Genomic DNA, 24621 nt, shown 5'->3' with positions numbered 1-24621 from the left:
ACCGCTATGAATATACATGCACTTTTAATTACCCGTTTTTCCCAGGCACTTGCAGATATGGGCGTTGCCGACGCGCCAGTGCCTGTAGCGCGCAGTGGCCGGCCTGAATTTGGCGAATATCAGTTTAATGGTGCCATGGCACTGGCAAAACAGTTAAAACAAAAGCCTCGTGATATCGCGCAACAGGTGCTTGAACATGTCAAACTCGATGATGTTGCCACTAAACTTGAAATTGCCGGCCCGGGATTTATTAATATCCATTTGTCAGACGACTGGCTGGCAAAAAGCTGTAATGAAGCATTGCACGACACGCGGCTCGGGGTACGAGAGCAAGCGCCTCAAACCGTTGTTGTGGATTATTCTTCGCCCAACCTGGCCAAAGAAATGCACGTTGGCCATCTGCGCACCACGATTATTGGTGATGCGGTGGTTAAACTGCTGGAGTTTCTTGGCCATAAGGTTATTCGCCAAAATCATATGGGCGACTGGGGCACGCAGTTTGGTATGCTGCTGGCGCACTTAAGCGATAAACTCAGCGCCAATGCCGTAGCCGAAACCGCACTTTCTGATCTGGAAAACTTTTACCGGGAAGCCAAAATCCGTTTCGACGAGGAAGAAGGCTTTGCCGACCGGGCCCGTGAATATGTAGTGAAACTGCAAAGCGGCGACCAGCAGTGTGCCGAGCTATGGCATCTGTTCATCGATGTGTCTATTTCGCACAGTGAAGAAGTATATGAAAAACTCAATGTTAGTCTGACCCGCAAGGACATTATGGGCGAATCCGCCTATAACGAAGATCTGCCACACGTGGTAGCTGAGCTGAAAGAGAAGGGCATTGCTGTGGAAGATCAGGGCGCCCAGGTGGTGTTCCTTGAAGAGCTGGCCGACAAAGAAGGCAACCCGGCAGTGTATATCGTGCAAAAATCCGGTGGTGGATACCTGTATGCGACCACAGATTTGGCGGCGATGCGCTATCGCAGCGGAAAATTGGGCGCAGACCGCACCCTGATCCTGACCGATGCCCGCCAGGCGCTGCACTTTAAACAAACTGAAATTGTCGGCCGCAAAGCCGGCTTTATGCAACCAGAACAAACTTACGAGCACTGCCCGTTCGGTATGATGCTCGGCAGTGACGGCAAACCGTTTAAAACGCGCAGTGGTGGTACCGTTAAACTGGTAGAGCTACTGGATGAAGCGGTTGAGCGTGCGCGTAAATTGCTAGCCGAGAGAGATACTGGTTTAACCGCTGACGAACTTAACGACGTTGCCCGCAAAGTGGGCATCGGTGCCGTTAAGTACGCCGATTTAAGTAAAAACCGTACCACCGATTATGTATTCAACTGGGATACCATGCTGAGCTTTGAAGGCAATACTGCGCCTTATCTGCAATATGCATACACCCGGGTACAAAGCCTGTTCCGCAAGGCTGAGGTGAGCCCTACCGCACTGAATGCCACTATTAGCATTGAACATGCGCAGGAGCATGCCCTGGCGGTGCAGTTGTTGCAACTGGAAGAACAACTGAATGTTGTCGCCCGTGATGCAACGCCTCATGTGCTGTGTAGCTATTTATATGATTTGGCCAGCCACTTTATGAGCTTTTATGAAGCTTGCCCGGTATTAAAGAGTGATGTGCCTGAAGCCACCCGGAACAGTCGTTTAGCTTTGTCGGCACTGGTTGCCAAGGAGCTGAAACTGGGCCTTGAGCTGCTGGGCATCGAAACACTGGAAAAAATGTAAGGCTGATAAACGCCCACACTCACTTTGTTAATAAGGAAGACATCATGGTTAAAGTACTGGCATTCTCAGGTAGCACCCGTAGCGGCTCATTAAATCAGGCGTTGGTGGAAAATGCCGCCGATGCCGCGCGCGAAGCGGGCGCAGAGGTTACGGTAATCAATCTGGCTGACTATGCGATGCCAATCTTTAACCAGGATGAGGAAGACGAGTACGGTATTCCTGAACGGGCCCAGGCATTTAAACAACTGCTTATCGATCACGATGCCTTTTTAATTGCCAGCCCGGAGTACAACAGCAGTTATCCGGCGGTGCTGAAAAATGCCATCGACTGGGCGTCGCGCAAAGCCGGTGATGAAGCCGTGTTGGCCGCCTACAAAAACAAAGTAGTTGGTTTGATGGCCGCTTCGCCAGGCGCGCTGGGTGGCATGCGTGTGCTGATGTTACTTCGCATGCTGATGCAAAACCTGATGTGCGTGGTGACGCCTGCGCAGGTGTCGGTAGCCAAAGCGGCCGACAAGCTCGACGAAGCGGGCAAGCTTACCGACGAAACCGCTAAGAAGCAGTTAGCTAACTTAGCCTCGCAAGTGGTCTCCATGGCTGAAAAGCTTAAGGATTAACAGCACTCTGTCTGCGCACTTTGCATACAAAACGACTGTTAAAAGCAGGCCAAATCCGGTACTATCCGTGCCCTTAAAAATGAATCAGTTAAAAGGTCATTATGTTTGAAGTAAACCCTGTGCTAAATGCGATTCGGGATATCCGTGAGCGTACTGCAGCGCTTCGGGGGTATCTTTGACTTTGATGTAAAGTCAGAGCGCTTAGAAGAAGTTAACCGCGAACTCGAAAGTCCCGACGTGTGGAATGAGCCCGAGCGAGCTCAGGCACTTGGCAAAGAAAAAGTCGCCCTGGAACAGGTGGTAGAAACCATTGTTAACCTGGAACAAGGTGCCGAAGACGTTGATGGCCTGGTCGAGCTGGCCGTTGAAGCCGAAGATGAAGAAACCTTCGTCGAGGCGCAGGATGAGTTAGATGGCCTGATCGCGCAACTGGAAACCCTTGAGTTTCGCCGTATGTTCGCCGGCCCGAATGATACCTGCGACTGCTATCTGGATATTCAGTCTGGCTCTGGTGGTACCGAAGCCCAGGACTGGGCCAATATGCTGCTCAGAATGTACCTGCGCTGGGGTGAAGAGCACGGCTTTAAAACCGAACTTATTGAGGTCTCTGATGGCGACGTGGCAGGCATTAAAAGTGCTACCGTACGCTTTGAAGGCGAGTATGCCTTTGGTTGGCTACGCACCGAAACCGGTGTTCATCGTCTGGTACGTAAGTCGCCTTTTGACTCGGGTAACCGCCGCCACACTTCTTTTGCGTCGGCCTTTGTTTACCCTGAAATTGATGATGATATTGAAATCGATATCAATCCGTCTGATTTACGCATAGACACCTACCGTGCCTCTGGTGCTGGTGGTCAGCACGTTAACCGGACCGACTCGGCGGTACGAATTACCCACGAACCTACGGGTATTGTGGTGCAGTGTCAGAATGACCGTTCACAGCATAAAAACAAAGATCAGGCGATGAAGCAGTTAAAAGCCAAACTCTATGAGTTTGAACTGCAAAAGCAAAATGCCGAAAAGCAAGCCATGGAAGACAACAAATCCGATATCGGCTGGGGCAGTCAGATCCGCTCTTACGTGCTGGATGACTCGCGCATTAAGGATTTGCGCACCGGTGTTGAAACCCGTAATACCCAGGCCGTTCTGGACGGTGGGTTAGATAAATTTATAGAAGCCAGCCTGAAATCGGGGCTGTAGTAACTCAACTTTAAGTGAACAGACTATGAGCGAACAACAACTCGACGAAAATAAACTGATTGCCGAGCGCCGCGCCAAATTAAGCGCTATCCGCGAAAACTGTCGCGCTAACGGTTTTCCGAATGGCTTCCGTCGCGAAAATTACGCCGAGGAACTGCAAGGTCAGTTCGGTGAGCTGGATAAAGAAACCCTCGAAACCCAGGACAACCAGGTCAGTATCGCAGGCCGTGTAATGGCCAAGCGTGGCCCGTTCCTGTTGTTACAGGACATGACCGGCCGCATTCAGGCTTATGCTGATAAAGCCACGCAAAAAGACATCAAAGCCCGCTATGGGTCACTGGATATTGGTGACATCATTGGCGTGGCCGGTGCATTACACAAATCCGGTAAAGGCGATTTATATGTGAACATGGCCAGCTACGAACTGCTGACCAAATCACTGCGCCCGTTACCTGAAAAGTTCCATGGTTTAACCGACCAGGAAACCAAGTATCGTCAGCGTTACGTGGACCTTATCACCAGTGAAAAGACCCGCGAGACCTTTGTGGTGCGCAGCAAAATCGTTAACGGTATCCGTAATTTCCTCACCACCCGTAACTACATTGAAGTAGAAACGCCCATGTTACAGGTTATTCCGGGCGGGGCGACAGCGAAACCGTTTGTGACGCATCACAACTCGCTCGATATCGATATGTATTTACGTATCGCACCAGAACTGTACCTTAAGCGTCTGGTTGTAGGTGGCTTTGAACGTGTATTCGAGATTAACCGTAACTTCCGTAACGAAGGGCTATCTACCCGTCACAATCCGGAATTTACCATGCTGGAATTCTATCAGGCTTACGCAGATTACAACGATCTGATGAACCTGACTGAAGACATGCTGCGTACGCTGGCTGAAGATATCCTGGGAACCACCGAACTGGTGAATACCGTGCGTGATACCCAAGACAACGTAGTAGAAGAAAAACACTACGACTTTGGTAAACCTTTCGACCGCCTGAGTATGGGTGAAGCCATCCTGAAATACTGGCCAGAAGCAAACGAAGCCGCTATCCGTGACCCGGAAGCGCACCTCGATGAGCTGAAAGCCATGGCGAAACAGCTGCACATTAAAGAGCCCGAAGTGGATGGGATCTGGGGCGCCGGTAAATATTTGTGCGAAATTTTTGAAGCGACTGCCGAAGAAAAACTCGAACAGCCTACGTTTATTACAGAGTACCCGTGGGAAGTGTCGCCGCTGGCCCGTCGTAACGATGCCAATCCGTTTATCACTGACCGCTTTGAGTTCTTCGTAGGCGGCCGTGAACTGGCCAACGGCTTCAGCGAGCTCAATGATCCGGAAGATCAGGCTGAGCGTTTCCGCAAGCAGGTTGAAGAGAAAGACGCTGGCGACGATGAAGCCATGCATTACGACGAAGACTATATCCGTGCGCTTGAGTTTGGTTTACCACCAACAGCAGGTGAGGGTATCGGTATCGACCGTCTGACCATGTTGTTTACTGACAGTCCGACGATTAAAGACGTTATCCTGTTCCCGCACATGAAACCGGAAGTGCAGCCTCAGGACGCAGAATAAGCGCTAAAGCGCTTTTATCGCTTTGTATAAAAGGGTATTGGTGGGTACATCAATACCCTTTTTCTTTGCCTGATTAACAATGTAGCCGTTGATGCCCTCTATCTCGGTGGTGCGTTTGTTGATCACATCCTGATGCATGCTGGAAAAGTTCTCTGCGGTCCGTTCGATCACGTTAAATACCTGTTCGGTGATGGTATTTACCTCGAGCTCTATCTTGCACACTCTGGCAACCGCGCACACTTCTTCACACACGGCGGTAATGGTTTCAACGTAATGTGCTGCCAGCAGTCCACCGTTGGGGATATTGTTAAGCGCAGTTAACGGGTTGATGGCACAGTTAACCGCGAGCTTTTGCCAGAGTGCAGTTTCGATATCATCACGCCAGGTTACCGGGCCGATACAACGATTCATCATTTCGGCAATATGGGTATTCTGCGGCGCTCTGGTGGGGTGGCAGGGCGAGCTACCCAACATGGTTTCCCCTTTGCCGGTATGCCTGATACAGGTGGCCGAGGTTTTGAGTGCGCCATGGCTGGTGGTGGCCAGAAATACCGGATTATCCGGCAGATATTTGGCTGCCAGTTCCATGCCACCCATACCATTATGAAGCAGGATCACGGCTGTTGAAGCTGGCAACTTATGCCGCCAGGTTTTCAGTGCTTCTTTAAGCTGCGTCACCTTAAGCGGTACTATCAATAAGTCGTTAGCCGTGAGCGCATCGTCAGCACAGTCAGGCGGTCCGAGGCTTACCGACTCCCCGTTCAACAATTCCACATTGTTAAGCGCGGTGCTGCCGGGCCTTGGCCATAAGCGATAAGGTGTCGCAGATAACTGTGCGCCGGCGGCACATAGCCCGCCAATAGCACCACTGCCGAGAATATTCACGGTCATATCAGATGTCCTTATCCCGGCTTTTAACAGCAGATTTGGGCCAGTTTAGCGTATTGGGATGGGGCGCCTGAGCCAGCCAGTCTGCGATACTGTTGTGTGCAAAATATTCGCCATCAGACGGTGTGCAGAATACGCTTACCGGCTCACCTTCATATTCAAATTCAAGGCCCCAGGCATGCAGATACAGTCTGTCTGCGGGCGCGGCGCTGTAAAGGGTATCGCCAACAATGGGGCTGCCCAGGCTTTTCATGGCAACACGGATCTGGTGGGTTTTACCACTTAAGGGTTTTACCAGCATCAGACGCGGTGCGTCGGCAAAGCCATAACTAAAAAATTGGGTAACGGCAGGATTTTGCTGCGATTTTAATAATATATGCTGACCGTTACGGCGGTTTTTCATATCGCCGGTTATGGTGCCCTGTTTCTTTTTGGGTTTCTTCTCGACCAGCGCCAGATAATACTTTTGTACCTGTCGGGTACGAAACAAGACTTCGAAGCGTGCCGCAGCCTGAGGGTTGCGCGCCAGAATTAAACAGCCGGAGGTGCCGTCGTCAAGCCGATGAACCAGGTGTAAGTCTGTTTCTTGCAATGCTTTGCAAACCTGTTGCACAATGCCATGTTCAGCATCGTGCATGGTAACTCCGGCAGGTTTGTCAATGATGAAGAAATCGGGATGACTGAAAATGACTTCAGTCATCAGGCATTAGTATCTTCTAAGATGGCCAGGGCTTTGTCATATTCCAGCGACGACACTGCATCGACCAATTCCTGCTGATGAGCGCTATTGAGATCAAGCGTTGCCAGCCAGTTGTTGAGTTTTTCGTCGTTGATGTATTCGTGGTGTTGTAGTGCCTGACTCAGTGCCTGATAGGTTTGTTGCTTTTCGTCTGATGGGGCAGCTTTAGCGCTTGCGGTCAGCTCAGAATCGTCTGGCAGTTCCTCAATTACCCGGATGGTTTCAGCCAGGCGGTGAAATAATTCTTTCAATGAGGACTGTTCGGGCTTGCCCAGTTTGAGTTCTTCATTGACCAGACGGCTTGATTGATAGACTGCCGTGCAGCCAAGGTTGCCCGACACGCCTTTTAAGGTGTGTACCAGGTTCTCAGCTTCTGTTATCTCCTGTTGGGCGAGCATGGTTTGCAAACGGGTATCCAAAGACTGATACTCAGCCGCAAACTTGCGCAACAGGCGATATAACAGGCTACGGTTGCCATTTAGCTGCCGTAATCCGAAGTCAAAATCTATTACCATTGGCTGTTCTTGCATAAGTTCCTGTAATCTCGATATATCTGTAAATACGAAAAAATGCCGACGAGGCTTTAACAGTAAACATTTACGTGTAATTATTGTTAAACTTGTCACGTAAACTTAACGTACCTTCGCAGATGGATGCGCCATCCACTAAATTCCGGAATGTTTAATGTTGTTCAGATTTATCCTGTTGGGTTTGATTGCCCATTTATTATATGGTTGCTCTCAGACATCCGATCTCTCACCGGCCAATACAAAAAGTGTAGCACAACCTGTTGCTATTGCTTATGAGAAATATCAATTAAAAAACGGACTTACCGTTATTCTTCACGAGGATCACTCTGATCCGCTGGTGCATGTGGATGTAACCTACCACGTGGGGTCAGCCAGAGAAGAGCCTGGTAAAACAGGCTTTGCTCACTTCTATGAGCACATGATGTTTCAGGGCTCTGCCAATGTGGCCGATGAACAGCATTTTAAGCTCATTACCGATGCCGGTGGCACGCTTAATGGTTCTACCAACCGTGACAGAACTAATTATTATCAGACCGTGCCAGCTAATCAGTTAGAGAAAGTACTCTGGCTGGAATCAGACCGGATGGGTTTTTTGTTACCGGCTGTGACCCAGGAAAAGTTTGAGATCCAGCGCGAAACCGTTAAAAACGAACGGGCCGAGCGCATTGATAACCAGCCTTATGCTCGTCGCCACGAGCGAATTGGTGAGGTGCTGTATCCAGAAGGTCATCCGTATTCCTGGCTGACGATTGGCTATACTGAAGATCTCGACCGGGTCGATGTTAACGACCTCAAAGCGTTTTTTAAACGCTGGTACGGGCCCAACAATGCGGTGTTATCTATTGGTGGTGATATTAATGTCGCTCAAACCAAAGCCTGGATTGAAAAGTATTTTGGTGATTTGCCGGCCGGCCCGGAGGTTAAAGCTCAGTTGCCAGCGCCCGCATCGCTTAGCGAAAACAAATTCATCACCATGCAGGACAACGTGCACCTGCCGCTGGTGCAAATAGTCTTTCCTACCGTGTATGCACGGCACGAAGACGAAGCCGCGCTCGACGTACTGGCCAGTATTCTGGGCAGTGGTAAGACATCGGTGTTTTACGAACAACTGGTGAAAACAGGCAAGGTGGTTCAGGCCGGTGTTTCTCACCCCTGTAGTGAACTCGCCTGCGAATTCAATCTGGTGGCCCTGGTGTCACCAGAATCAGAAAATTCACTGGCCACGATTTACAGCGAAATTGAAACCATCCTGGCAGACTTTGAAAGCCGCCCGTTCGATGACGATGCGCTGGCCAGAGTTAAAGCGAATATTAAGGCATCTACCATTTATGGTTTGCAGAGTGTTAGCGGCAAAGTATCAACCCTGGCTTATAACGAAACCTTTTTTGGCAAGCCTGATTTAATGAATGAGGATGTTGAGCGTTATAGCGAAGTCACCAGGGAAGACGTATACCGGGTTTTCGAACGGTATATTAAAGATCAGGCAGCGGTTGTTCTGAGTGTGGTACCCGAAGGTCAGCCCGCTTTAGCGGTTAAGCCTGCCACTGTTAGTCAGCCCGAGCGCCAGGTGGTGGCAAATACCGCCGAACAGCAGTTAAGTACCAACCAAACACTAACCTCTGATTTTGATCGTAGCCAGATACCTGCAGCCGGCGAGCCACCGGTAGTGACTATTCCCAGTTTCTGGCAGCTCAAATTACGTAATGGTATTCAGGTACTAGGGGTCACAAACGATGAAACGCCCACGGTAACCATTACGTTGGACCTGGATGGTGGGATGCTACTGGATCCGGTGGATAAAGCTGGCTTGTCGACATTTACGGCGTTGATGATGAACGAATCAACGTTAAATTATTCCAATGAGGATATGTCTAACGCGCTGGCTAAAATGGGTTCATCTATTAGTTTTGCCAGCAATGGCCGTTATACCCAGGTCTTTATCTCCAGTCTGACAGAGCACTTAAATGAGACGCTGGCGCTACTGGAAGAAAAACTGTTTAACCCGGCATTTAAAGCCGAGGATTTTGCCCGTATCAAACAGCAATTGCTTGATAACATCAACGCCCAGAGCAAAGAGCCGGGCGCTATTATGGAACAGGTGAAAACGGCTGTATTGTGGGGCGGTGAGAACCGGGTTGGGTTGCCGCCCGGCGGCACCGCAGAAACCGTCTCCCGGATCACTCTGGACGATATTAAAACGTTTTACGAGCAATATTATGTGCCGGCAAAAGGCACCATCGTGGTGGTGGGAGACATGACGCCTGGCCAAATCACCACCTATTTTGACTTTATCAATACCTGGCAGGGAGATGACTATCAGATTGCCGATTACGGCGACTTTCCTGAGTACGACGGTCAGCAAATTGTGCTGGTGGACGTGCCTGGTGCTGCGCAGAGTCTGGTAAGAATGGTTGAGCGGGCGATGCCCTATGACGCTACCGGCGATTATTTTCGTGCCCAGCTGATGAACTTTCCGCTCGGTGATGATTTTAACAGCCGGATTAACCTTAACCTGCGCGAAGAGAAAGGCTACACCTACGGGGCATTCTCCGCGTTTAATGGTGGTAAAACCCTGGGGTGGTTCGAGGCCGGTGCTGATCTGAAACAAGAGTTCACCGCGGCTGGTATCATGGAACTGCTGGGTGAAATCAATCATTATCAGCAGCGCGGTATCACCGATGCAGAGCTGAGTTATATGCAAAATGCCTTTACCCTGAGCGAAGCATTAGAATACGAAACGCCGCTGGATAAGGCCTCTTTTTTACGCCGCCTGCTGGCCTACGACCTACCGGTTAATTATAAAAAAGCACAAAAAGCTATATTGCTGAATATCAGTAAAGCAGAAATTGATGCTGTGGCCGCTAAGGCTTTGCACCCGGAGTTATTGCAAATTGTTGTTGTAGGAGACAAAAATGTGATCCTGCCCCAGCTTGAAACCCTAGGCATTGCGATTAAAGAAGTGCGTCCTGCAGGCCTGCAATAACAGTGATTTTGGGGCTCAACTGGGGCAGGGGCGCCATAAATTAACCACTTTGTGCTGTGAATTATGCTTGGGTCGATATAAATATTTGATATTATACGGCCCACAGCTAACCGTCTTGCAACCAATGTAAGTCGCAACCGACATTATGGAATCGACATTGCGCCAACTGACTCACGACCTTTCTTACGATTTTGAGGCCCTTAAATCATCTTCAGCGTTTTCTGCACTCAGTGGCATTAAACGCGGGGTTGAACGCGAATGCTTGCGGATAAATCCAACTGGCATGCTGGCAATGACGCCGCATCCAAAGGCGCTGGGAGCAGCTCTGACTCATGAGAGTATCACCACTGATTACTCTGAATCGCTGCTTGAATTTATTACTCCGCCCGAGTCAGACGTTAATACTACGCTGGCGCAGTTAGAAGACGTGCACAAATTTACCATCGATAATATTGGCGATGAACGCTTGTGGCCGCTGAGTATGCCTTGCTTTATTGAAAATGCACAGGATATCCCAATCGCTTACTTTGGCGAGTCTAACGTGGGTAAAATGAAAAAAGCCTATCGGATGGGGTTACGTAACCGCTACGGTAGCATGATGCAGGTGATTTCCGGGGTGCACTTTAACTTTTCTGTACCCGATACATTCTGGCAGCACCTGGCCACCCAGAAAGGCGTGCAAGCTTCCCAGGAATGGGTGTCTGAACAATATTTTGCTCTGATCAGAAATTACCGCCGCAGTTGTTGGTTAATTCCGTATTTATTTGGCGCTTCTCCGGCGTTGTGTAAGTCTTTTGTTGAAGGGCGTGAACACGGTCTGGACTTTAAACAGCTGGGACGCGGCACGTTATATTTACCTTATGCTACGTCATTACGCATGAGCGGGCTGGGTTACACCAGCAATGAGCAGTCTTCTCTGCGTATTTGTTACAACTCAATCGATACCTACGTGCGCTTGTTGCGGGAAGCAATGTATTCGCCGTCAAAGAATTACGCAGGTTTTGCCGCCGGGGAAGGCGGTGATTATCAGCAGCTCAGTAAAAATGTACTGCAAATTGAAAACGAGTTTTACTCGCCAATCCGGCCCAAACAGCCCACCGCATCCGGTGAAAAGCCCACTGATGCGCTGGCACTGCGAGGCGTAAGTTACATTGAGATCCGGGCGCTGGATGTGAATCCGTTTAGTCCGGTTGGCATCGATAAAGAGCAAATGCATTTCCTGGATGTATTCCTGATGGCATGCCTGCTCACCGAGAGCCCTAAGTTTGATGCTGAACGCTACAAAGAAACCGAAGTTAATCTTAACCGCGTAGTGCTCGAAGGCCGCAAGCCAGGTTTAACCTTGCTGCAAAATGAGCAGGAAGTTGCCATGCGCGACTGGGCTGAAGCCTTATTTGCCCGTTATGCCGAAGTGGCAGCCATCATGGACGAAAACTATGATGACAATCGCTACAGCGAAGCGGTTAAACGCGAATGGTTAAAAGTGCAAGATCCAGACTTAACCTTCTCAGCGCGCTGGCTGAATAAATTACTGGCAGAGGGTGACAACGCGGTAGTGGGTCGTGAATTGGCTGAAAACTATCGCCAGCGAATTGGAGATTTTAATTATCACTTTAAATCGGCAGAGGACTTTGATGCTGAAGCCGAGCGCTCTTTTGCCGCTCAGCGTGAGATTGAAGCCAGTGATAAGGTGTCGTTCAGCGAGTTTATCACGGATTACTTTGCGCGGGAGCCAGCCAAAAAAAATGCCTGACAAGGGTCAGGCATAAGAATTTGTTCCAGGGAAACACACTTTCGGAACATTAATTTGGACAGCATATGTACAAAAAGTTCAAACAAATTTGTATCTTTTTTTCCGGCTGGGTGATTTTCTTACCAATGGTGATCACAGGTTGTGCCACCACGCCACCAAAAGATACCAGCAATCTTTGTGAGATCTTTTACGAAAAGGAAGACTGGTACGACGCGGCGGCCGACATGCGTGATAAATGGGGCGTACCCATCCACGTACCCATGGCCATGATGTACCAGGAAAGTTCTTTTCGTCACGATGCGCTGCCGCCCCGCGATTACATTCTCTTCGGACTCATTCCCTGGGGCAGGGTGAGTTCGGCTTACGGCTATTCTCAGGCTAAAACGCCCACCTGGAGCGACTACATTCGCGAAACCGGGAATTCTGGCGCTGACCGCGATGATTTTGAAGATGCGATAGATTTTATGGGCTGGTTTATCAGTAAAACCCATAAAGTGAATGGTGTCTCAAAATGGGATGCCTACGCGCAATACCTTAATTACCATGAAGGGTGGGGAGGCTACCGGCGCAAGACCTATCTCAGGAAGGGGTGGTTGGTACAAGTCTCGCAGCGCGTTAAAGGCCGTTCACTGCGCTATGCTACGCAATTAAAAACCTGTGAAGAAGAGCTGCAGAAAAGCTGGTTCTTCAAGTTATTTGACTAACGTCTTAATGGCGGCACGAAGCCCCGGGCTGGAAAAAAGCAGGCGGGCAAAGTGCCCGCCTGCCAGAAGTGGGATTCCGTCCAAGACCGTAAAATTTCCGGAAACCCAACAGGCATTTTTACTTTAATCTAAATGATAACTATTATCAATAAAAGTTTTAAAAGTCCTGTCTATTAGGTTAGCCGCATTCTTTTGATCCAAGTCATGCTTTGCGCCAGGCAGACATTTTGATATTGATTTGGATCAGCGTTTTTTATGCCTCACGGGCGCACACTATCACCATAGAAACAGCAAATAAAAGGTGATTGTTATGTGGTCAATGTTATTAAAAGATCCAGTGGTATGGGGCTCATTACTTGGCATTTTTATCGTATGCGTAATGATGGCGTATTACACTTACTTATTCATCCACAACAGCGGTGATGACCATAAGTAAACCCGTAACCCGGAAACGTGGTTGAGATTAACGTTTTTTGCTAAACGGTGACTCGACTTCCAGCAATACCAGCAAGGCACCCTGCCCACCGTATTCCAGTGGTGCCTGATGGAAGGCCATTACTTTGGGATGTTGGATAAGATAGTGGGGCAGCGCCTGTTTGAGAACGCCTGAACCTACACCGTGAACGATACACACACAGTCGACATGCTCCTGCCAGGCTGTGTGCAATAAAGCGGCTAATTCATGTTTGGCCTGCGCTTTGGTCAGGCCGTGTAAGTCAAGTATGTAATCCGGGTTGTAATCGCCCCGGCGCAACTGTTTAAGCTCATAGCCCGGCACATCCTGACGGCAGTAGCGGAGTGCGCCTTCTGGCGGAATAAAGCCTTCAAAGGCGTCAGAAAACTCAAAGCTGGCTCTGGCCTGCCGGTGAGTTTTTTGCTGGCGACGAATTTTCACTTCCGGACGGGCTGTCTCCGGCACATAAGTATCCTGCTTCAAAGGCGCTACGCCTTTGATTTCTTGTCGAAATAACGCCATATCATCACTGTCTTCGGTGTCTTGTTGGCCGGTGACAGGGGGAAATTGCGACTTAAATTTCACAGGCCAGGTTTCCTAATCTTCATTGCGGCTGATTTTGCACTAAATTAAGCATGTCCGAAGCGGACAACATTATGTATCATACCAGCTTTATGATTTCAGGACATTGTAGCCCGTATGACCGACAAGTTTTACCTCGACGAAGCGATTGCTGATCTGCACTCCATGTTAGATATGGTGCGCTGGGCGGTCAGCCGGTTTAATGATGCAGAACTGTTTTACGGTCATGGTACCGACAATGCCTGGGATGAGGCCGTGAGCCTGGTATTTTATGCCCTGCATTTACCTCACACGTTAACCTCTCAAACCGGTGACGGTGTATTTGCAGCACGGCTCACCAAGAGTGAGCGCAGTAAGGTGGCCGAACTGGTGCTGCAACGAGTGCAAACTCGTTTACCACTGCCGTACATTACGCATGAAGCCTGGTTTTGCGAACTGCCGTTCTATGTGGATGAGCGGGTGCTTATCCCACGCTCACCGTTTGCCGAGCTTATTCAGAGCAAGTTTGCGCCACATCTGCATGACACGCCAACTCGCATTCTGGATATGTGCACCGGCGGCGGTTGTATAGCTATTGCACTGGCCTATGCATTTGATGAGGCCCAGGTTGATGCGGTGGATATCAGTGCCGATGCACTGGCCGTAGCAGAGCTGAATATAGAAGAGCACGGACTGAGTGACCGGGTTTTCCCTTTGTACTCCGATTTGTTCGGTCAGCTCGAAGGACAACAATACGACTTAATCGTATCGAACCCCCCTTATGTGGATGCTGAGGATATGGCCGATTTGCCGGTAGAATTTCAGCATGAACCAGAACTGGCACTGGCCGCCGGCGACGACGGCCTCGATTTAGTCGAGACCATGATTGCCCGGGCCGGAAATTACCTTACCGAGCAGGGGGTCATGTTTGTCGAAGTCGGCAACAGTCTGGTGCATATGGAAGCCAGGTTCCCGGGGCTGGATATTGAGTGGGTCGAACTGGCACAGGGCGGCCATGGTATTTTCGCTGTAACCAAAGCAGCATTAGACAGTTACAACCAACAGGATAAATAAAAGAGATGGCGGGTAATACTTTCGGTAAAATATTTACGGTATCCACCTTTGGTGAGAGTCACGGCATCGCCCTTGGCGGTGTGGTAGACGGTTGTCCTCCGGGACTGGAACTGACCGAAGAAGATTTACAGGTAGATTTAGACCGTCGTAAACCAGGTACTTCACGCTATACCACTGCCCGTCGTGAAGACGACGAAGTGCAAATTTTATCAGGCGTGTTTGAAGGCAAAACCACCGGCACCAGTATAGGCCTGCTGATCAAAAACAAGGATCAGCGCAGTCAGGATTATTCCAATATCGCCAACCGCTTCCGTCCTGGTCATGCCGATTATACCTACCAGCAAAAGTACGGGTTGCGCGATTATCGCGGCGGCGGTCGCTCCTCGGCGCGTGAAACGGCTATACGAGTGGCCGCTGGCGGCATTGCCAAGAAATACCTTGAGCAGGTTCATGGCATTAAAATTCACGGCTTTTTGTCGCAATTAGGCCCGGTTGTCATCGACACGGTTGACTACAGCCTTATTAACGAAAACCCGTTTTTTTGCCCGGATGCGTCGAAATTGGATGCGTTAGATGAATACATGCGCGAACTGAAAAAGTCCGGCGACTCAATCGGCGCAAAAGTGTCAGTAGTCGCCACTAATATGCCGGTAGGCCTGGGTGAACCGGTGTTTGACCGTCTCGATGCTGACATTGCGGGTGCCATGATGGGCATCAACGCGGTGAAAGGGGTTGAAGTGGGTGACGGCTTTGATGTGGTGACTCAAAAGGGCAGTGAACATCGCGACACGCTAACCCCGGACGGATTTACCTCTAATCATTCAGGCGGCGTGCTTGGCGGGATTTCAACCGGCCAGGATTTGGTGGTTCATATGGCGCTTAAGCCCACTTCCAGTATTTCGGTACCAGGCGAAACCATTGATACCGACGGTAACGCGATTGAAATTGTCACCAAAGGGCGTCACGACCCTTGCGTAGGCATTCGTGCAGTACCAATCGCCGAAGCCATGCTCGCGCTGGTGTTAATGGACCATTGCCTGCGTCATCGTGCACAAAATGAGGCGGTTCAATGTACTACGCCAATGATTCCGGGTTCTGCCAAATAAGATGCTGAACCCGACATCTAAATAATGGCGGTGTCTTCCAGCCGCTTTGCTATTATAGCGCTCAGCCTTGCCTATGCTCTGTACTTTGGTCAGTTAGGGGTAATTACCCCTTACCTTGGCGTTTTCCTTGATGGGCGCGGTTTCACCTCAGTCGAAATTGGCGAGTTGTTTGCGGTGATTACCCTGGCACGTATTATCGGCCCCTCGCTATGGGCAGGAGTTGCCGATCGCACCGGCAAAATACTGTTTATTTTAAGACTCGGTAGCGGTTTAACCGTACTGAGTTTTATTGGTGTGTTCTGGGCCTATTCATTCTGGTATCTGACGCTGGTTATGGGCCTGATGATGATGTTCTGGACCGCAGTATTGCCGCAGCTCGAAGTACTCACGTTGCAAACTATCGAAGGAGACTCTAAACGATACGGTCGTATTCGTTTGTGGGGCAGTATTGGCTTTATTGTACTGACCGTTTTGGTTGGACAGGCACTCGACTTTTTTTCTACTGACGCGCCAATTTATGCATCGATGCTGGTGTTAATCGGTCTGTTTATCAGCAGCCTTACGCTTACCCAGCCGCAAAACCTTAAACCGAAAGCCGCTGTTGCGGTGCGGATCATGCCTTTTTTGCGGGATAAAGTGGCACTGTTGTTTCTGCTGTCCAATGCCTTACTACAATTAAGTTTTGGCGCGTACTACGGTTTTTTTGCACTGTATATGCGGGATTTGGGGTATTCCGGCATGCAAACCGGTTTGCTGATCGCATTGGGAGTAACTGTAGAGGTTGGCATTTTCCTGGTGGCCCAGCGGTTGATATCCCGTTTTGGTGTGTGGCGTTTAATGGTGTTCTGTTTGCTCGCCACTGGCCTTCGATGGCTGGTTCTGGGCACCCTGGCAGACATGTTCTGGCTGGTGTTCTTCAGTCAGTTTATCCATGCTCTAAGCTTTGGCTTAAACCACTCTACCTCGATGCATTTTATCCATCATTATTTCCCTACCCAGATCCACGGACGAATCCAGGCCGCCTATATCAGTCTGGCGTTTGGACTGGGCGGCGCTGTGGGCAATTACGCTGCCGGATTGATGTGGCAGCAGGGAGCCGGGTCCATGCTAACGTTCTCTGCAGCCGGGGCCTGTGCGGCGGCAGGTGGATTGGTATTACTGCTGATAACGCCGCAGCAAATGGACAAGCGTCAGTAGAGATCAAGGGGTCAGGTTCTTTGAAAATACTTTCTCATAGTGAGGTAAACCCTTAGTTCACCGCAAATCAAGAAACTGTCCCGTTGGCCAGTATAATTTGATGGGTTTTAAAATAAGATTTAAGCCAGTTTGTTTTCAAGGAGATTTTAAATTGGCTCGTCGTCCGAGGGTATTGCTTCCAAATATACCCGTACACGTTGTTCAACGAGGGAATAATAAACAAGCATGCTTTTTTCAGGCTAAAGATTATGCTGTTTACCTTAAAAAACTTAAAGAGAGCGCAGAAAAATTTAATGTGCGGATACATTGTTATGTACTGATGACAAACCATGTTCATTTACTTTTGCAAGCATCAGACTATGAGGGCATTAGTCATGTTATGCAGAGTTTAGGACGTTATTATGTTCGTTATTTCAATACCACTTACAATCGAACCGGCACGCTTTGGGAAGGTAGATTCAAATCCAGTTTGGTGAATTCTGACGAGTACCTGCTGCAGGTTTATCAGTATATAGAACTAAATCCTGTCAGAGCAAAAATGGTAAATCACCCAAAAGACTATACATGGAGTAGCTATCATGCAAATGGAGGCAACAAAAATATTGCCATGTTAGAGCCTCACCCTCTCTATTTATCCCTCGGTGTTGACTCCGCGAGTCGAAAGTTGGCCTATAACCGTCTTCTCGACAACTCCTTATCAAATGAGATATTGAACAAGATTAGATTATCAATAAATAAGTCCAGGGTGCTGGGCGATGATAAATTTGTAAAGCAGATATCCGCAAAGCTTGAACGCTTTGCCGGATATCTTGAACACGGAGGGGATAGACGCTCTGAAGAGTTTAAGGAATGGCTTCAAAGAATCTGACCCCTTGATCGTTATTGTCTTATACAGCGGGCTATTACTGCTGGCTCGCCATCATCCTGTATCTGTTCGAGTTTTACGTCGAATTTCCACAGCCGGTGCAGGTGGCGCATCACTTCGTCTTTGCTGTCGGCCAGCGGAATGCCATTTTGCGGTACATACCGTAAAGTGAGCGAACGATCGCCGCGCACATCCACGTTATACACCTGAATATTGGGCTCTAAGTTACTCAGGTTGTACTGGGCGGAGAGCTTTTCCCGAATTGCACGGTAGCCGCGCTCGTCGTGAATGGCCGATACGCTCACATAGGGTTTATCAGAATCATCTTCTACCGCAAACAGTTTAAAGTCCCGCATGACTTTGGGTGATAAAAACTGACTGATAAAGCTTTCATCCTTAAAGTTATGCATGGCGAAATGCACGGTTTCCAGCCAGTCCTTACCAGCAATGTCCGGGAACCAGTAACGGTCCTCGTCGGTAGGCTCCTGGCAAATCCGTTTGATATCCATAAACATATTAAAGCCCAGTGCATATGGATTGATACCGCTGTAATAAGGGCTGTTATAGTCGGGTTGAGTAACCACGCTGGTATGACTGTGCAGGAACTCTAGCATAAAACGGTCGGTTACCAGTCCTTCATCATAAAGCTTGTTTAAAATATGGTAATGCCAGAAACACGCCCAGCCTTCGTTCATTACCTGGGTTTGCTTTTGCGGATAGAAGTACTGCGACACTTTGCGCACGATGCGCACAATTTCACGTTGCCAGGGCTCCAGCAACGGCGCATTTTTTTCGATGAAATAAAGCAGGTTTTCCTGAGGCTCCGCCGGGAAACGCATAGCCTTGGGCTGATTTTTTTCTTTGCTGTCGGGCAGGGTGCGCCAAAGTTCATTTACCTGCGACTGCAAATACTTGGCCCGTTGTTTCTGGCGGCTCTTTTCTTCCTGCAGCGATAGCTTCTGCGGGCGTTTGTAACGGTCTACACCAAAATTCATCAGCGCGTGGCAGGAGTCCAGTGTTTGCTCGACTTCTTCGTAACCGTATTTTTGCTCGCACTTGGCAATATAGTTTTTGGCAAACACCAGATAATCGATAATCGAGCTGGCATCGGTCCAGGTTTGAAACAGGTAATTGCCTTTAAAAAAGGAGTTGTGCCCGTAACAGGCATGAGCCATTACCAGCGCCTGCATGGTTATGGTATTTTCTTCCATCAGGTAAGCAATACACGGATTAGAATTAATCACTATTTCGTAGGCCAGGCCCATCTGACCGCGGCGGTATTGCTGCTCGTTCTGAATAAATTTTTTGCCAAATGACCAGTGGGTATAATTAATAGGCATACCAATGCTGGCATAGGCATCCATCATTTGCTCGGCGGTGATCACCTCAATTTGGTTTGGATAGATGTCGAGTTTATATTCTTTGGCAATACGGTCTATTTCAGCTTCGTACTGGGCCAGCATATCGAAGGTCCAGTCAGGCCCGTCGCTGAGTGTTTTCTTTACTTCTGCTACTTCAGCCGTCATTAGCTTCCTCCGCTGGTTTCACTGGTTTTTTCAAACAGTTCACGGAATACAGGATAGATATCGCTGACCGAGATGATGTGTTTGCAAACAAAGTTACTGCAGGCTTCCTCCACGCTTTGATATTCCCGCCACAGGCTTTGGTGCTGGCGTTCGGTAATTTCGATGTAGGCGAAATAGCGCGTTACCGGTAGCAGTTTTTTCATCAGAATTTCGCGGCACTGAGGCGAGTCGTCGGCCCAGTTATCCCCGTCTGATGCCTGCGCGGCATAAATGTTCCAGTCGCTGTCCTGATAGCGTTCGGCAATAATTTCGTCCATCAGTTTCAGCGCGCTGGATACAATCGTACCGCCGGTTTCCTGTGAGTAGAAAAACTCCTGCTCATCGACCTCTTTGGCCTGAGTATGATGGCGAATGTATACCACCTCGACGTTTTTATAGGTCCGGCTTAAAAACAAATAGAGCAGAATATAAAAACGCTTGGCCATGTCTTTGGTGGCCTGATCCATCGAGCCGGAGACATCCATCAGGCAAAACATCACTGCCTTGCTGGTAGGGACAGGCTTTTTCGCGTAGTTTTTAAAGCGTAAATCGAAGGTGTCAATAAACGGAACACCAGCAATTTTGGCTTTTAACGCGCCAATGGTTTTTTCCAGTTCGATAATCGCCACGGTGTTATCGTGTTTGTCGGCTTTAAGCTTCTCGAGCTCTTCTTCGGCCTCACGCAGCTTACGCCGGTCTGCGGCAGTTAGCGCTACCCGTCTGGCCATCGAGCCTTTAAGTGAGCGCACAATATCCAGATTGGTAGGCACCCCGTCGGTTTGATAACCCGCGCGGTAAGTTTCGTACTGTACTACCTGATCGAACTGGCTGTTTTTTAAATTGGGCAGGGCCAAATCTTCAAACAGTAAGTCGAGGTATTCGTCTTTGGAGATGGAGAAGGTAAAGTCATCCTCACCTTCACCGCTATTACCGGCATCGCCCTGGCCTGAGCCCTGGCCACCCTGAGGCGGCGGCCGATCGATGCGGTCACCGGCGGTAAACTGATCGTTACCTGGGTGAACAACCGTTCGTTTGCCGCCCTTACCGGTGTGAAATAATGGTTCGGAGATATCTTGTTTGGGTATGCTGATATGTTCGCCAGACTCGACGTCGGTCACCGAACGTTGACCGACGGCATCTGACACAGCGCGTTTGATTTGTTGCTTATATCGTTTTAAAAACCGCTGACGGTTAAGGGTACTTTTCCCTTTGCTATTTAACCTGCGGTCTATGAAATGTGCCATACAACCCCTTCACGCTAAATTGCACCCTAAGATGCTTTGCGGACACGCAGGTACCATTCGCACAGTAACCGTACTTGTTTTTGTGTATACCCTTTTTCCACCATTCGGTTCACAAAGTCGTCGTGTTTCTTACGATCTTCGGCAGACCCCTTGGTGTTAAACGAAATCACCGGCAGCAGATCTTCCGTATTGGAGAACATTTTCTTCTCTATTACGGTGCGCAGTTTTTCGTAGCTGGTCCAGTTAGGGTTTTTACCCCCGTTATTGGCCCGGGCGCGGAGCACAAAATTCACGATCTCATTACGGAAATCTTTCGGGTTACTGATACCGGCCGGTTTTTCAGTTTTCTCCAGCTCGGCATTCAGCGACGCACGATCAAACAGCTGACCGGTTTCCGGGTCGCGGTATTCCTGATCCTGGATCCAGAAGTCTGCATAGGTGACATAGCGGTCAAACAGGTTCTGGCCATACTCTGAGTAAGACTCCAGATAAGCCGTTTGAATTTCTTTGCCAATGAACTCCACGTAGTGCGGAATTAAGAAGCCTTTCAAAAACTCCTTATAGCGATCCGCCGTATCCTGAGGGAACTGCTCGCGCTCTATCTGCCGCTCCAGTACGTAGAAAAGGTGCACCGGATTGGCCGCCACTTCGGTATGATCAAAATTAAACACGCGCGACAGGATCTTAAACGCGAAACGGGTAGACAATCCTTCCATGCCCTCATCTACCCCAGCGTAATCGCGGTATTCCTGATAGGACTTGGCTTTTGGATCGGTATCTTTCAGGCTTTCACCATCGTAGACCCGCATTTTCGAATAGATGCTGGAGTTTTCTGGTTCTTTGAGGCGCGACAGCACAATAAACTGGGCCAAACTTTTTAACGTGTCTGGTGCGCAGGGCGCGCCGTGTAATTCACTGTTTTGCAATAGTTTGTCGTAGATCCGCATTTCTTCAGAAACGCGCAGGCAATAAGGCACTTTTACAATGTAAACCCGGTCCAGGAACGCTTCATTGTTTTTGTTGTTGCGGAACGACTGCCATTCAGATTCGTTAGAGTGGGCCAGAATCAGCCCGTCAAAGGGCAGGGCGGAAAACCCTTCAGTAGGGTTATAATTGCCTTCCTGGGTTGCAGTTAGCAGCGGATGCAGCACCTTAATTGGTGCTTTAAACATTTCCACAAACTCCATCAGGCCCTGATTGGCCTTACACAGAGAACCTGAGTAGCTGTAGGCATCGGGATCGTTCTGAGCAAATTGCTCCAGACGACGGATATCCACTTTACCGACCAGCGACGAAATATCCTGGTTGTTTTCATCGCCAGGTTCGGTTTTAGCAATGCCCACCTGATCGAGAATGGATGGATATACCTTCACGACTTTAAATTTAGTGATGTCACCGTTGTATTCATGCAGGCGCTTTCTGGCCCAGGGTGACATAATCGTTTTTAAATAGCGCTTTGGAATGCCGTACTCTTGCTCAAGAATGTTGCCGTCTTCATTTAAGTCAAACAGACAGAACGGATGGTCGTTAACCGGTGAGTCTTTAATCATGTAAATCGGCACCTTCTGCATCAGCTCTTTAAGCCGTTCAGCGAGTGATGATTTACCGCCACCTACCGGGCCTAACAAGTACAGAATTTGCTTCTTCTCTTCCAGCCCCTGAGCAGCGTGACGCAGGTAGGACACTATCTGTTCAATCGCTTCTTCCATGCCAAAAAATTCATGGAATGCCGGATAGCGGGCGATAACGCGGTTTGAGAAAATGCGGCTGAGTGCCGGATCGGTGGATGTGTCTATCATTTCAGGCTCACCAATGGCCTGTAGCAATCTTTCCGCGGAATTTGCATAGGCCATCGGGTCGTTTTTACAGATGTCTAAGAATTCCTGAATGGTAAACTCTTCTTGCTTATGTTTTTCATAGCGCTCTTGGTAATGCTCGAAAATACCCATAAATACCCCTGTATAAAAAACGGTCTCCCGTACTTCCAGCATAGTCCTATAATTTCAGAAAACAATGGGCAAAAGGTGTAACTCGTCGTTTATTTTTGCAACAAAAATGTTAATAAAATCATGAGGCCCAAGTGAACTAAGGGCTGGCAAAGAGCAGTAATAAGCAGAAAAAAGTGAAAATTATCAGTGGGGGAGAGAAGGATCGTACCCGCAGGGTGCGGGTACGAAAAAGGGCTTATGCGCCGAAGTTAGCGGCTGCGAATTCCCAGTTAACCAGTGCCCAGAAGCCACCTAAGTACTTAGGACGCAGGTTACGATAGTCGATGTAGTAAGCGTGTTCCCACAGGTCCACGGTCAGCACTGGGGTCAGGCTGCCGTCAGTCAGTGGGGTTGCTGCATTGCTGGTGTTAACGATATCCAGGCTACCGTCAGCAGTTTTAACCAGCCAGGTCCAGCTTGAACCAAAGTTGTTAACGGCTTTATCGTTGAATGCAGCCTGGAAGTCTTCAAAAGAACCCCATTTTGCAACGATTGCGTCTGCCAGTGCGCCAGTTGGCTCACCGCCGCCATTCGGGCTTAAGCAGTTCCAGTAGAACGTGTGGTTCCATACCTGAGCAGCGTTGTTGAATACGCCGCCTTCAGAAGTCTTAACGATTTCTTCCAGGCTCTTTGATTCCAGATCAGTACCTTCTACCAGACCATTCAGTTTGGTTACGTAAGTAGCGTGGTGTTTACCATAGTGGTAATCAAGCGTCTCAGCAGAAATGTGTGGCTCCAGAGCATCTTTTTCATAAGGTAACGCTGGTAGTTCAAAAGCCATATGAGTCTCCATTTTCTTGGTTAGTTGTACGTAGTCTGTTATCAGAATAAGTCTATTGTTCTAACGGTCAATTATCCCGACACCCTATGATATAGGGACGGATTTATTTAACCCAATGACAATTAGATGAAATTTTTCTTTTTTGAGTTAGTTGGCGGCGGTGGGAACCTATTACATCGCAGTCACAAAACCGGTAACCAATCCAAATGCTGTTGTGTGTCGTAACAAGCTGACTGACTATTTGTATTACAGATTAGCCCAAGCGCTTGTGAAACTCCAACATCAGCTTGCTATATCATAGGCGTAAAAGCACTTATCGGATCACTTACGCCATGGCAAACTGTTAAATCAGAATTTATGCGCGGCACATATTAATGGTACAATCGAAGCTACCCGCCCTTGAAAAGTGGCGTTCATGCATACATATCCCTGTAAAGGTAAAAAGTTAAGAGGCATTCATGGAAAACAACGGTGAACAAACCACATTAGAGCGTATTCAGCAGCAAATCTCAGAAAACCCAATCCTGCTGTATATGAAAGGCTCTCCTAAATTACCCAGCTGCGGCTTCTCAGCTCAGGCATCTCAGGCACTAATGTCCTGCGGTGAGCAATTTGCGTATGTTGATATTTTGCAAAACCCTGACATCCGCGCAGAGCTGCCAGCATACGCAAACTGGCCTACGTTTCCTCAGCTATGGGTCGACGGCGAACTAGTTGGCGGGTGTGACATTATTCTGGAAATGTTCCAGCAGGGCGAACTTCAGCCACTGATTAAAGAAACCGCTGAGAAAACCAAAGCGGAATAGTTAGCCAATATTATCGAAAAAGCCGGCTTAACACAGCCGGTTTTTTTATGGTGCGCCGGGCATGGCGCGTAGTGCTTTAGCACTGTTCGACTCACTGTGGTGGTGAGTTGATGACTTGGAGGTGGAAGTCCTCTGCACACCCGGCAAGGGGAAGTGCTAGCCGAACGGCAAGGGTGTTCATCGTGAGGTGAAATCTGAAGGAAGCCGAAGGCAAAATGCTGGCCTGACGAACAGGAAGCGGTTTAGG

The 24621-nt window shown here is 49.0% G+C and carries 21 protein-coding genes; 13 read left to right on the top strand and 8 right to left on the bottom strand.

The features are described 5' to 3' along the window. Positions 1-6 precede the first annotated feature (6 nt). The 4 genes from argS (at position 7) to lysS (ending at position 5136) form a co-directional block, all read left to right on the top strand. Entirely contained in the window at positions 7-1740 is a 1734-nt protein-coding gene (argS, locus tag C6Y40_RS07350; RefSeq protein ID WP_105934046.1) for an arginine--tRNA ligase, read from the top strand. A gap of 44 nt (positions 1741-1784) precedes the next feature. Next, the gene (locus tag C6Y40_RS07345; protein ID WP_105934045.1) at positions 1785-2357 is read left to right on the top strand and encodes an NADPH-dependent FMN reductase; all 573 of its coding nucleotides are present in this window, start codon (positions 1785-1787) and stop codon (positions 2355-2357) included. Positions 2358-2458: 101 nt separating this feature from the next. Beyond that, positions 2459-3557 (top strand): peptide chain release factor 2 gene (gene prfB, locus C6Y40_RS07340; RefSeq protein ID WP_105934044.1). Its coding sequence is split into 2 segments (ribosomal slippage): positions 2459-2533 and positions 2535-3557, totalling 1098 coding nucleotides; the frame shifts between segments, so codons are not numbered across the junction. 25 nt (positions 3558-3582) lie between these two features. Then, the gene (gene lysS, locus C6Y40_RS07335; RefSeq protein WP_105934043.1) at positions 3583-5136 is read left to right on the top strand and encodes a lysine--tRNA ligase; all 1554 of its coding nucleotides are present in this window, start codon (positions 3583-3585) and stop codon (positions 5134-5136) included. 3 nt (positions 5137-5139) lie between these two features. Here lysS and C6Y40_RS07330 read toward each other — a convergent pair whose 3' ends face one another. Genes C6Y40_RS07330 through C6Y40_RS07320 form a run of 3 tightly spaced genes read right to left on the bottom strand, consistent with a single transcriptional unit; the run spans position 5140 to position 7293 of the window. Continuing rightward, entirely contained in the window at positions 5140-6027 is an 888-nt protein-coding gene (locus tag C6Y40_RS07330) for a ketopantoate reductase family protein (protein ID WP_105934042.1), read from the bottom strand. A 1-nt stretch (position 6028) separates the two neighbouring features. Beyond that, positions 6029-6724, bottom strand: a complete 696-nt coding sequence (locus tag C6Y40_RS07325) for a TIGR01621 family pseudouridine synthase (RefSeq protein ID WP_105934041.1) — start codon at positions 6722-6724, stop codon at positions 6029-6031. Further along, positions 6724-7293 carry an Hpt domain-containing protein gene (locus C6Y40_RS07320; protein ID WP_105934040.1) on the bottom strand — a complete coding sequence of 190 codons (570 nt, stop codon included), beginning with the start codon at positions 7291-7293 and terminating at the stop codon, positions 6724-6726. Before C6Y40_RS07320 ends, C6Y40_RS07325 begins: the two co-directional genes overlap by 1 nt. Positions 7294-7447: 154 nt before the next feature. Between C6Y40_RS07320 and C6Y40_RS07315 the strand changes: the two genes are divergently transcribed. From C6Y40_RS07315 to C6Y40_RS07300, 4 genes are all read left to right on the top strand, one after another. Next, positions 7448-10276 (top strand): M16 family metallopeptidase, encoded by a 2829-nt coding sequence (locus tag C6Y40_RS07315; RefSeq protein WP_105934039.1) that lies wholly within the window; start codon positions 7448-7450, stop codon positions 10274-10276. A 145-nt stretch (positions 10277-10421) separates the two neighbouring features. Beyond that, positions 10422-12029 carry a glutamate--cysteine ligase gene (gene gshA / locus C6Y40_RS07310; RefSeq protein ID WP_105934038.1) on the top strand — a complete coding sequence of 536 codons (1608 nt, stop codon included), beginning with the start codon at positions 10422-10424 and terminating at the stop codon, positions 12027-12029. A gap of 65 nt (positions 12030-12094) precedes the next feature. Next, the gene (locus C6Y40_RS07305; protein WP_105934037.1) at positions 12095-12733 is read left to right on the top strand and encodes a transglycosylase SLT domain-containing protein; all 639 of its coding nucleotides are present in this window, start codon (positions 12095-12097) and stop codon (positions 12731-12733) included. A 310-nt stretch (positions 12734-13043) separates the two neighbouring features. Continuing rightward, entirely contained in the window at positions 13044-13169 is a 126-nt protein-coding gene (locus C6Y40_RS07300; RefSeq protein WP_083271529.1) for a DUF3149 domain-containing protein, read from the top strand. 27 nt (positions 13170-13196) lie between these two features. Here C6Y40_RS07300 and smrB read toward each other — a convergent pair whose 3' ends face one another. After that, positions 13197-13772 carry an endonuclease SmrB gene (gene smrB, locus C6Y40_RS07295; protein WP_240621871.1) on the bottom strand — a complete coding sequence of 192 codons (576 nt, stop codon included), beginning with the start codon at positions 13770-13772 and terminating at the stop codon, positions 13197-13199. Between the two features lie 114 nt (positions 13773-13886). On the opposite strand from smrB, the gene prmB reads away from it, so the two are divergent. The 4 genes from prmB (at position 13887) to C6Y40_RS07275 (ending at position 17993) form a co-directional block, all read left to right on the top strand. Next, positions 13887-14822 (top strand): 50S ribosomal protein L3 N(5)-glutamine methyltransferase, encoded by a 936-nt coding sequence (gene prmB / locus C6Y40_RS07290; protein ID WP_105934036.1) that lies wholly within the window; start codon positions 13887-13889, stop codon positions 14820-14822. Positions 14823-14827: 5 nt separating this feature from the next. Beyond that, complete coding sequence (gene aroC, locus C6Y40_RS07285; RefSeq protein ID WP_105934035.1) at positions 14828-15928, top strand: chorismate synthase; 1101 nt, start codon at positions 14828-14830, stop codon at positions 15926-15928. A 24-nt stretch (positions 15929-15952) separates the two neighbouring features. Beyond that, complete coding sequence (locus C6Y40_RS07280; protein WP_105934034.1) at positions 15953-17125, top strand: MFS transporter; 1173 nt, start codon at positions 15953-15955, stop codon at positions 17123-17125. A gap of 151 nt (positions 17126-17276) precedes the next feature. Next, the gene (locus C6Y40_RS07275) at positions 17277-17993 is read left to right on the top strand and encodes a transposase (protein ID WP_105934076.1); all 717 of its coding nucleotides are present in this window, start codon (positions 17277-17279) and stop codon (positions 17991-17993) included. A gap of 11 nt (positions 17994-18004) precedes the next feature. Here C6Y40_RS07275 and C6Y40_RS07270 read toward each other — a convergent pair whose 3' ends face one another. The 4 genes from C6Y40_RS07270 to sodB all read right to left on the bottom strand — a co-directional run bounded on the left by C6Y40_RS07270 (position 18005) and on the right by sodB (position 23568). Further along, positions 18005-19516, bottom strand: coding sequence for a SpoVR family protein (locus C6Y40_RS07270; RefSeq protein WP_105934033.1), 1512 nt, complete (start codon positions 19514-19516; stop codon positions 18005-18007). Next, positions 19516-20799 (bottom strand): YeaH/YhbH family protein, encoded by a 1284-nt coding sequence (locus C6Y40_RS07265; RefSeq protein WP_105934032.1) that lies wholly within the window; start codon positions 20797-20799, stop codon positions 19516-19518. The genes C6Y40_RS07270 and C6Y40_RS07265 overlap by 1 nt, the downstream gene beginning before the upstream one ends. A gap of 26 nt (positions 20800-20825) precedes the next feature. Then, the gene (locus tag C6Y40_RS07260) at positions 20826-22748 is read right to left on the bottom strand and encodes a PrkA family serine protein kinase (RefSeq protein WP_105934031.1); all 1923 of its coding nucleotides are present in this window, start codon (positions 22746-22748) and stop codon (positions 20826-20828) included. Positions 22749-22983: 235 nt separating this feature from the next. Continuing rightward, a complete protein-coding gene (sodB, locus tag C6Y40_RS07255; protein ID WP_105934030.1) occupies positions 22984-23568 on the bottom strand; it encodes a superoxide dismutase [Fe] in 585 nt (194 codons plus the stop codon). 458 nt (positions 23569-24026) lie between these two features. On the opposite strand from sodB, the gene C6Y40_RS07250 reads away from it, so the two are divergent. Then, positions 24027-24374 carry a Grx4 family monothiol glutaredoxin gene (locus C6Y40_RS07250; protein WP_105934029.1) on the top strand — a complete coding sequence of 116 codons (348 nt, stop codon included), beginning with the start codon at positions 24027-24029 and terminating at the stop codon, positions 24372-24374. The last annotated feature ends 247 nt before the right edge of the window (positions 24375-24621 follow it).

Source organism: Marisediminitalea alba, from assembly GCF_002993365.1.
In the GTDB taxonomy this organism is placed as follows: Bacteria; Pseudomonadota; Gammaproteobacteria; order Enterobacterales; family Alteromonadaceae; genus Alteromonas; species Alteromonas alba.
Note: the sequence above shows the minus strand (reverse complement) of the source record. Positions and strands in the feature narration are given on the sequence as shown.

Excerpts from the sequence above, each read along its gene's own strand:
- C6Y40_RS07280 (WP_105934034.1), top strand. The coding sequence starts at position 15,953 with ATGGCGGTGTCTTCCAGCCGCTTTGCTATTATAGCGCTCAGCCTTGCC.
- C6Y40_RS07260 (WP_105934031.1), bottom strand. The coding sequence starts at position 22,748 with ATGGGTATTTTCGAGCATTACCAAGAGCGCTATGAAAAACATAAGCAA.
- C6Y40_RS07270 (WP_105934033.1), bottom strand. The coding sequence starts at position 19,516 with ATGACGGCTGAAGTAGCAGAAGTAAAGAAAACACTCAGCGACGGGCCT.
- C6Y40_RS07325 (WP_105934041.1), bottom strand. The coding sequence starts at position 6,724 with ATGACTGAAGTCATTTTCAGTCATCCCGATTTCTTCATCATTGACAAA.
- C6Y40_RS07345 (WP_105934045.1), top strand. The coding sequence starts at position 1,785 with ATGGTTAAAGTACTGGCATTCTCAGGTAGCACCCGTAGCGGCTCATTA.
- sodB (WP_105934030.1), bottom strand. The coding sequence starts at position 23,568 with ATGGCTTTTGAACTACCAGCGTTACCTTATGAAAAAGATGCTCTGGAG.
- prmB (WP_105934036.1), top strand. The coding sequence starts at position 13,887 with ATGACCGACAAGTTTTACCTCGACGAAGCGATTGCTGATCTGCACTCC.
- C6Y40_RS07300 (WP_083271529.1), top strand. The coding sequence starts at position 13,044 with ATGTGGTCAATGTTATTAAAAGATCCAGTGGTATGGGGCTCATTACTT.
- C6Y40_RS07330 (WP_105934042.1), bottom strand. The coding sequence starts at position 6,027 with ATGACCGTGAATATTCTCGGCAGTGGTGCTATTGGCGGGCTATGTGCC.
- C6Y40_RS07305 (WP_105934037.1), top strand. The coding sequence starts at position 12,095 with ATGTACAAAAAGTTCAAACAAATTTGTATCTTTTTTTCCGGCTGGGTG.
- gshA (WP_105934038.1), top strand. The coding sequence starts at position 10,422 with ATGGAATCGACATTGCGCCAACTGACTCACGACCTTTCTTACGATTTT.
- C6Y40_RS07320 (WP_105934040.1), bottom strand. The coding sequence starts at position 7,293 with ATGCAAGAACAGCCAATGGTAATAGATTTTGACTTCGGATTACGGCAG.
- C6Y40_RS07315 (WP_105934039.1), top strand. The coding sequence starts at position 7,448 with ATGTTGTTCAGATTTATCCTGTTGGGTTTGATTGCCCATTTATTATAT.
- C6Y40_RS07250 (WP_105934029.1), top strand. The coding sequence starts at position 24,027 with ATGGAAAACAACGGTGAACAAACCACATTAGAGCGTATTCAGCAGCAA.
- aroC (WP_105934035.1), top strand. The coding sequence starts at position 14,828 with ATGGCGGGTAATACTTTCGGTAAAATATTTACGGTATCCACCTTTGGT.
- argS (WP_105934046.1), top strand. The coding sequence starts at position 7 with ATGAATATACATGCACTTTTAATTACCCGTTTTTCCCAGGCACTTGCA.
- C6Y40_RS07265 (WP_105934032.1), bottom strand. The coding sequence starts at position 20,799 with ATGGCACATTTCATAGACCGCAGGTTAAATAGCAAAGGGAAAAGTACC.
- lysS (WP_105934043.1), top strand. The coding sequence starts at position 3,583 with ATGAGCGAACAACAACTCGACGAAAATAAACTGATTGCCGAGCGCCGC.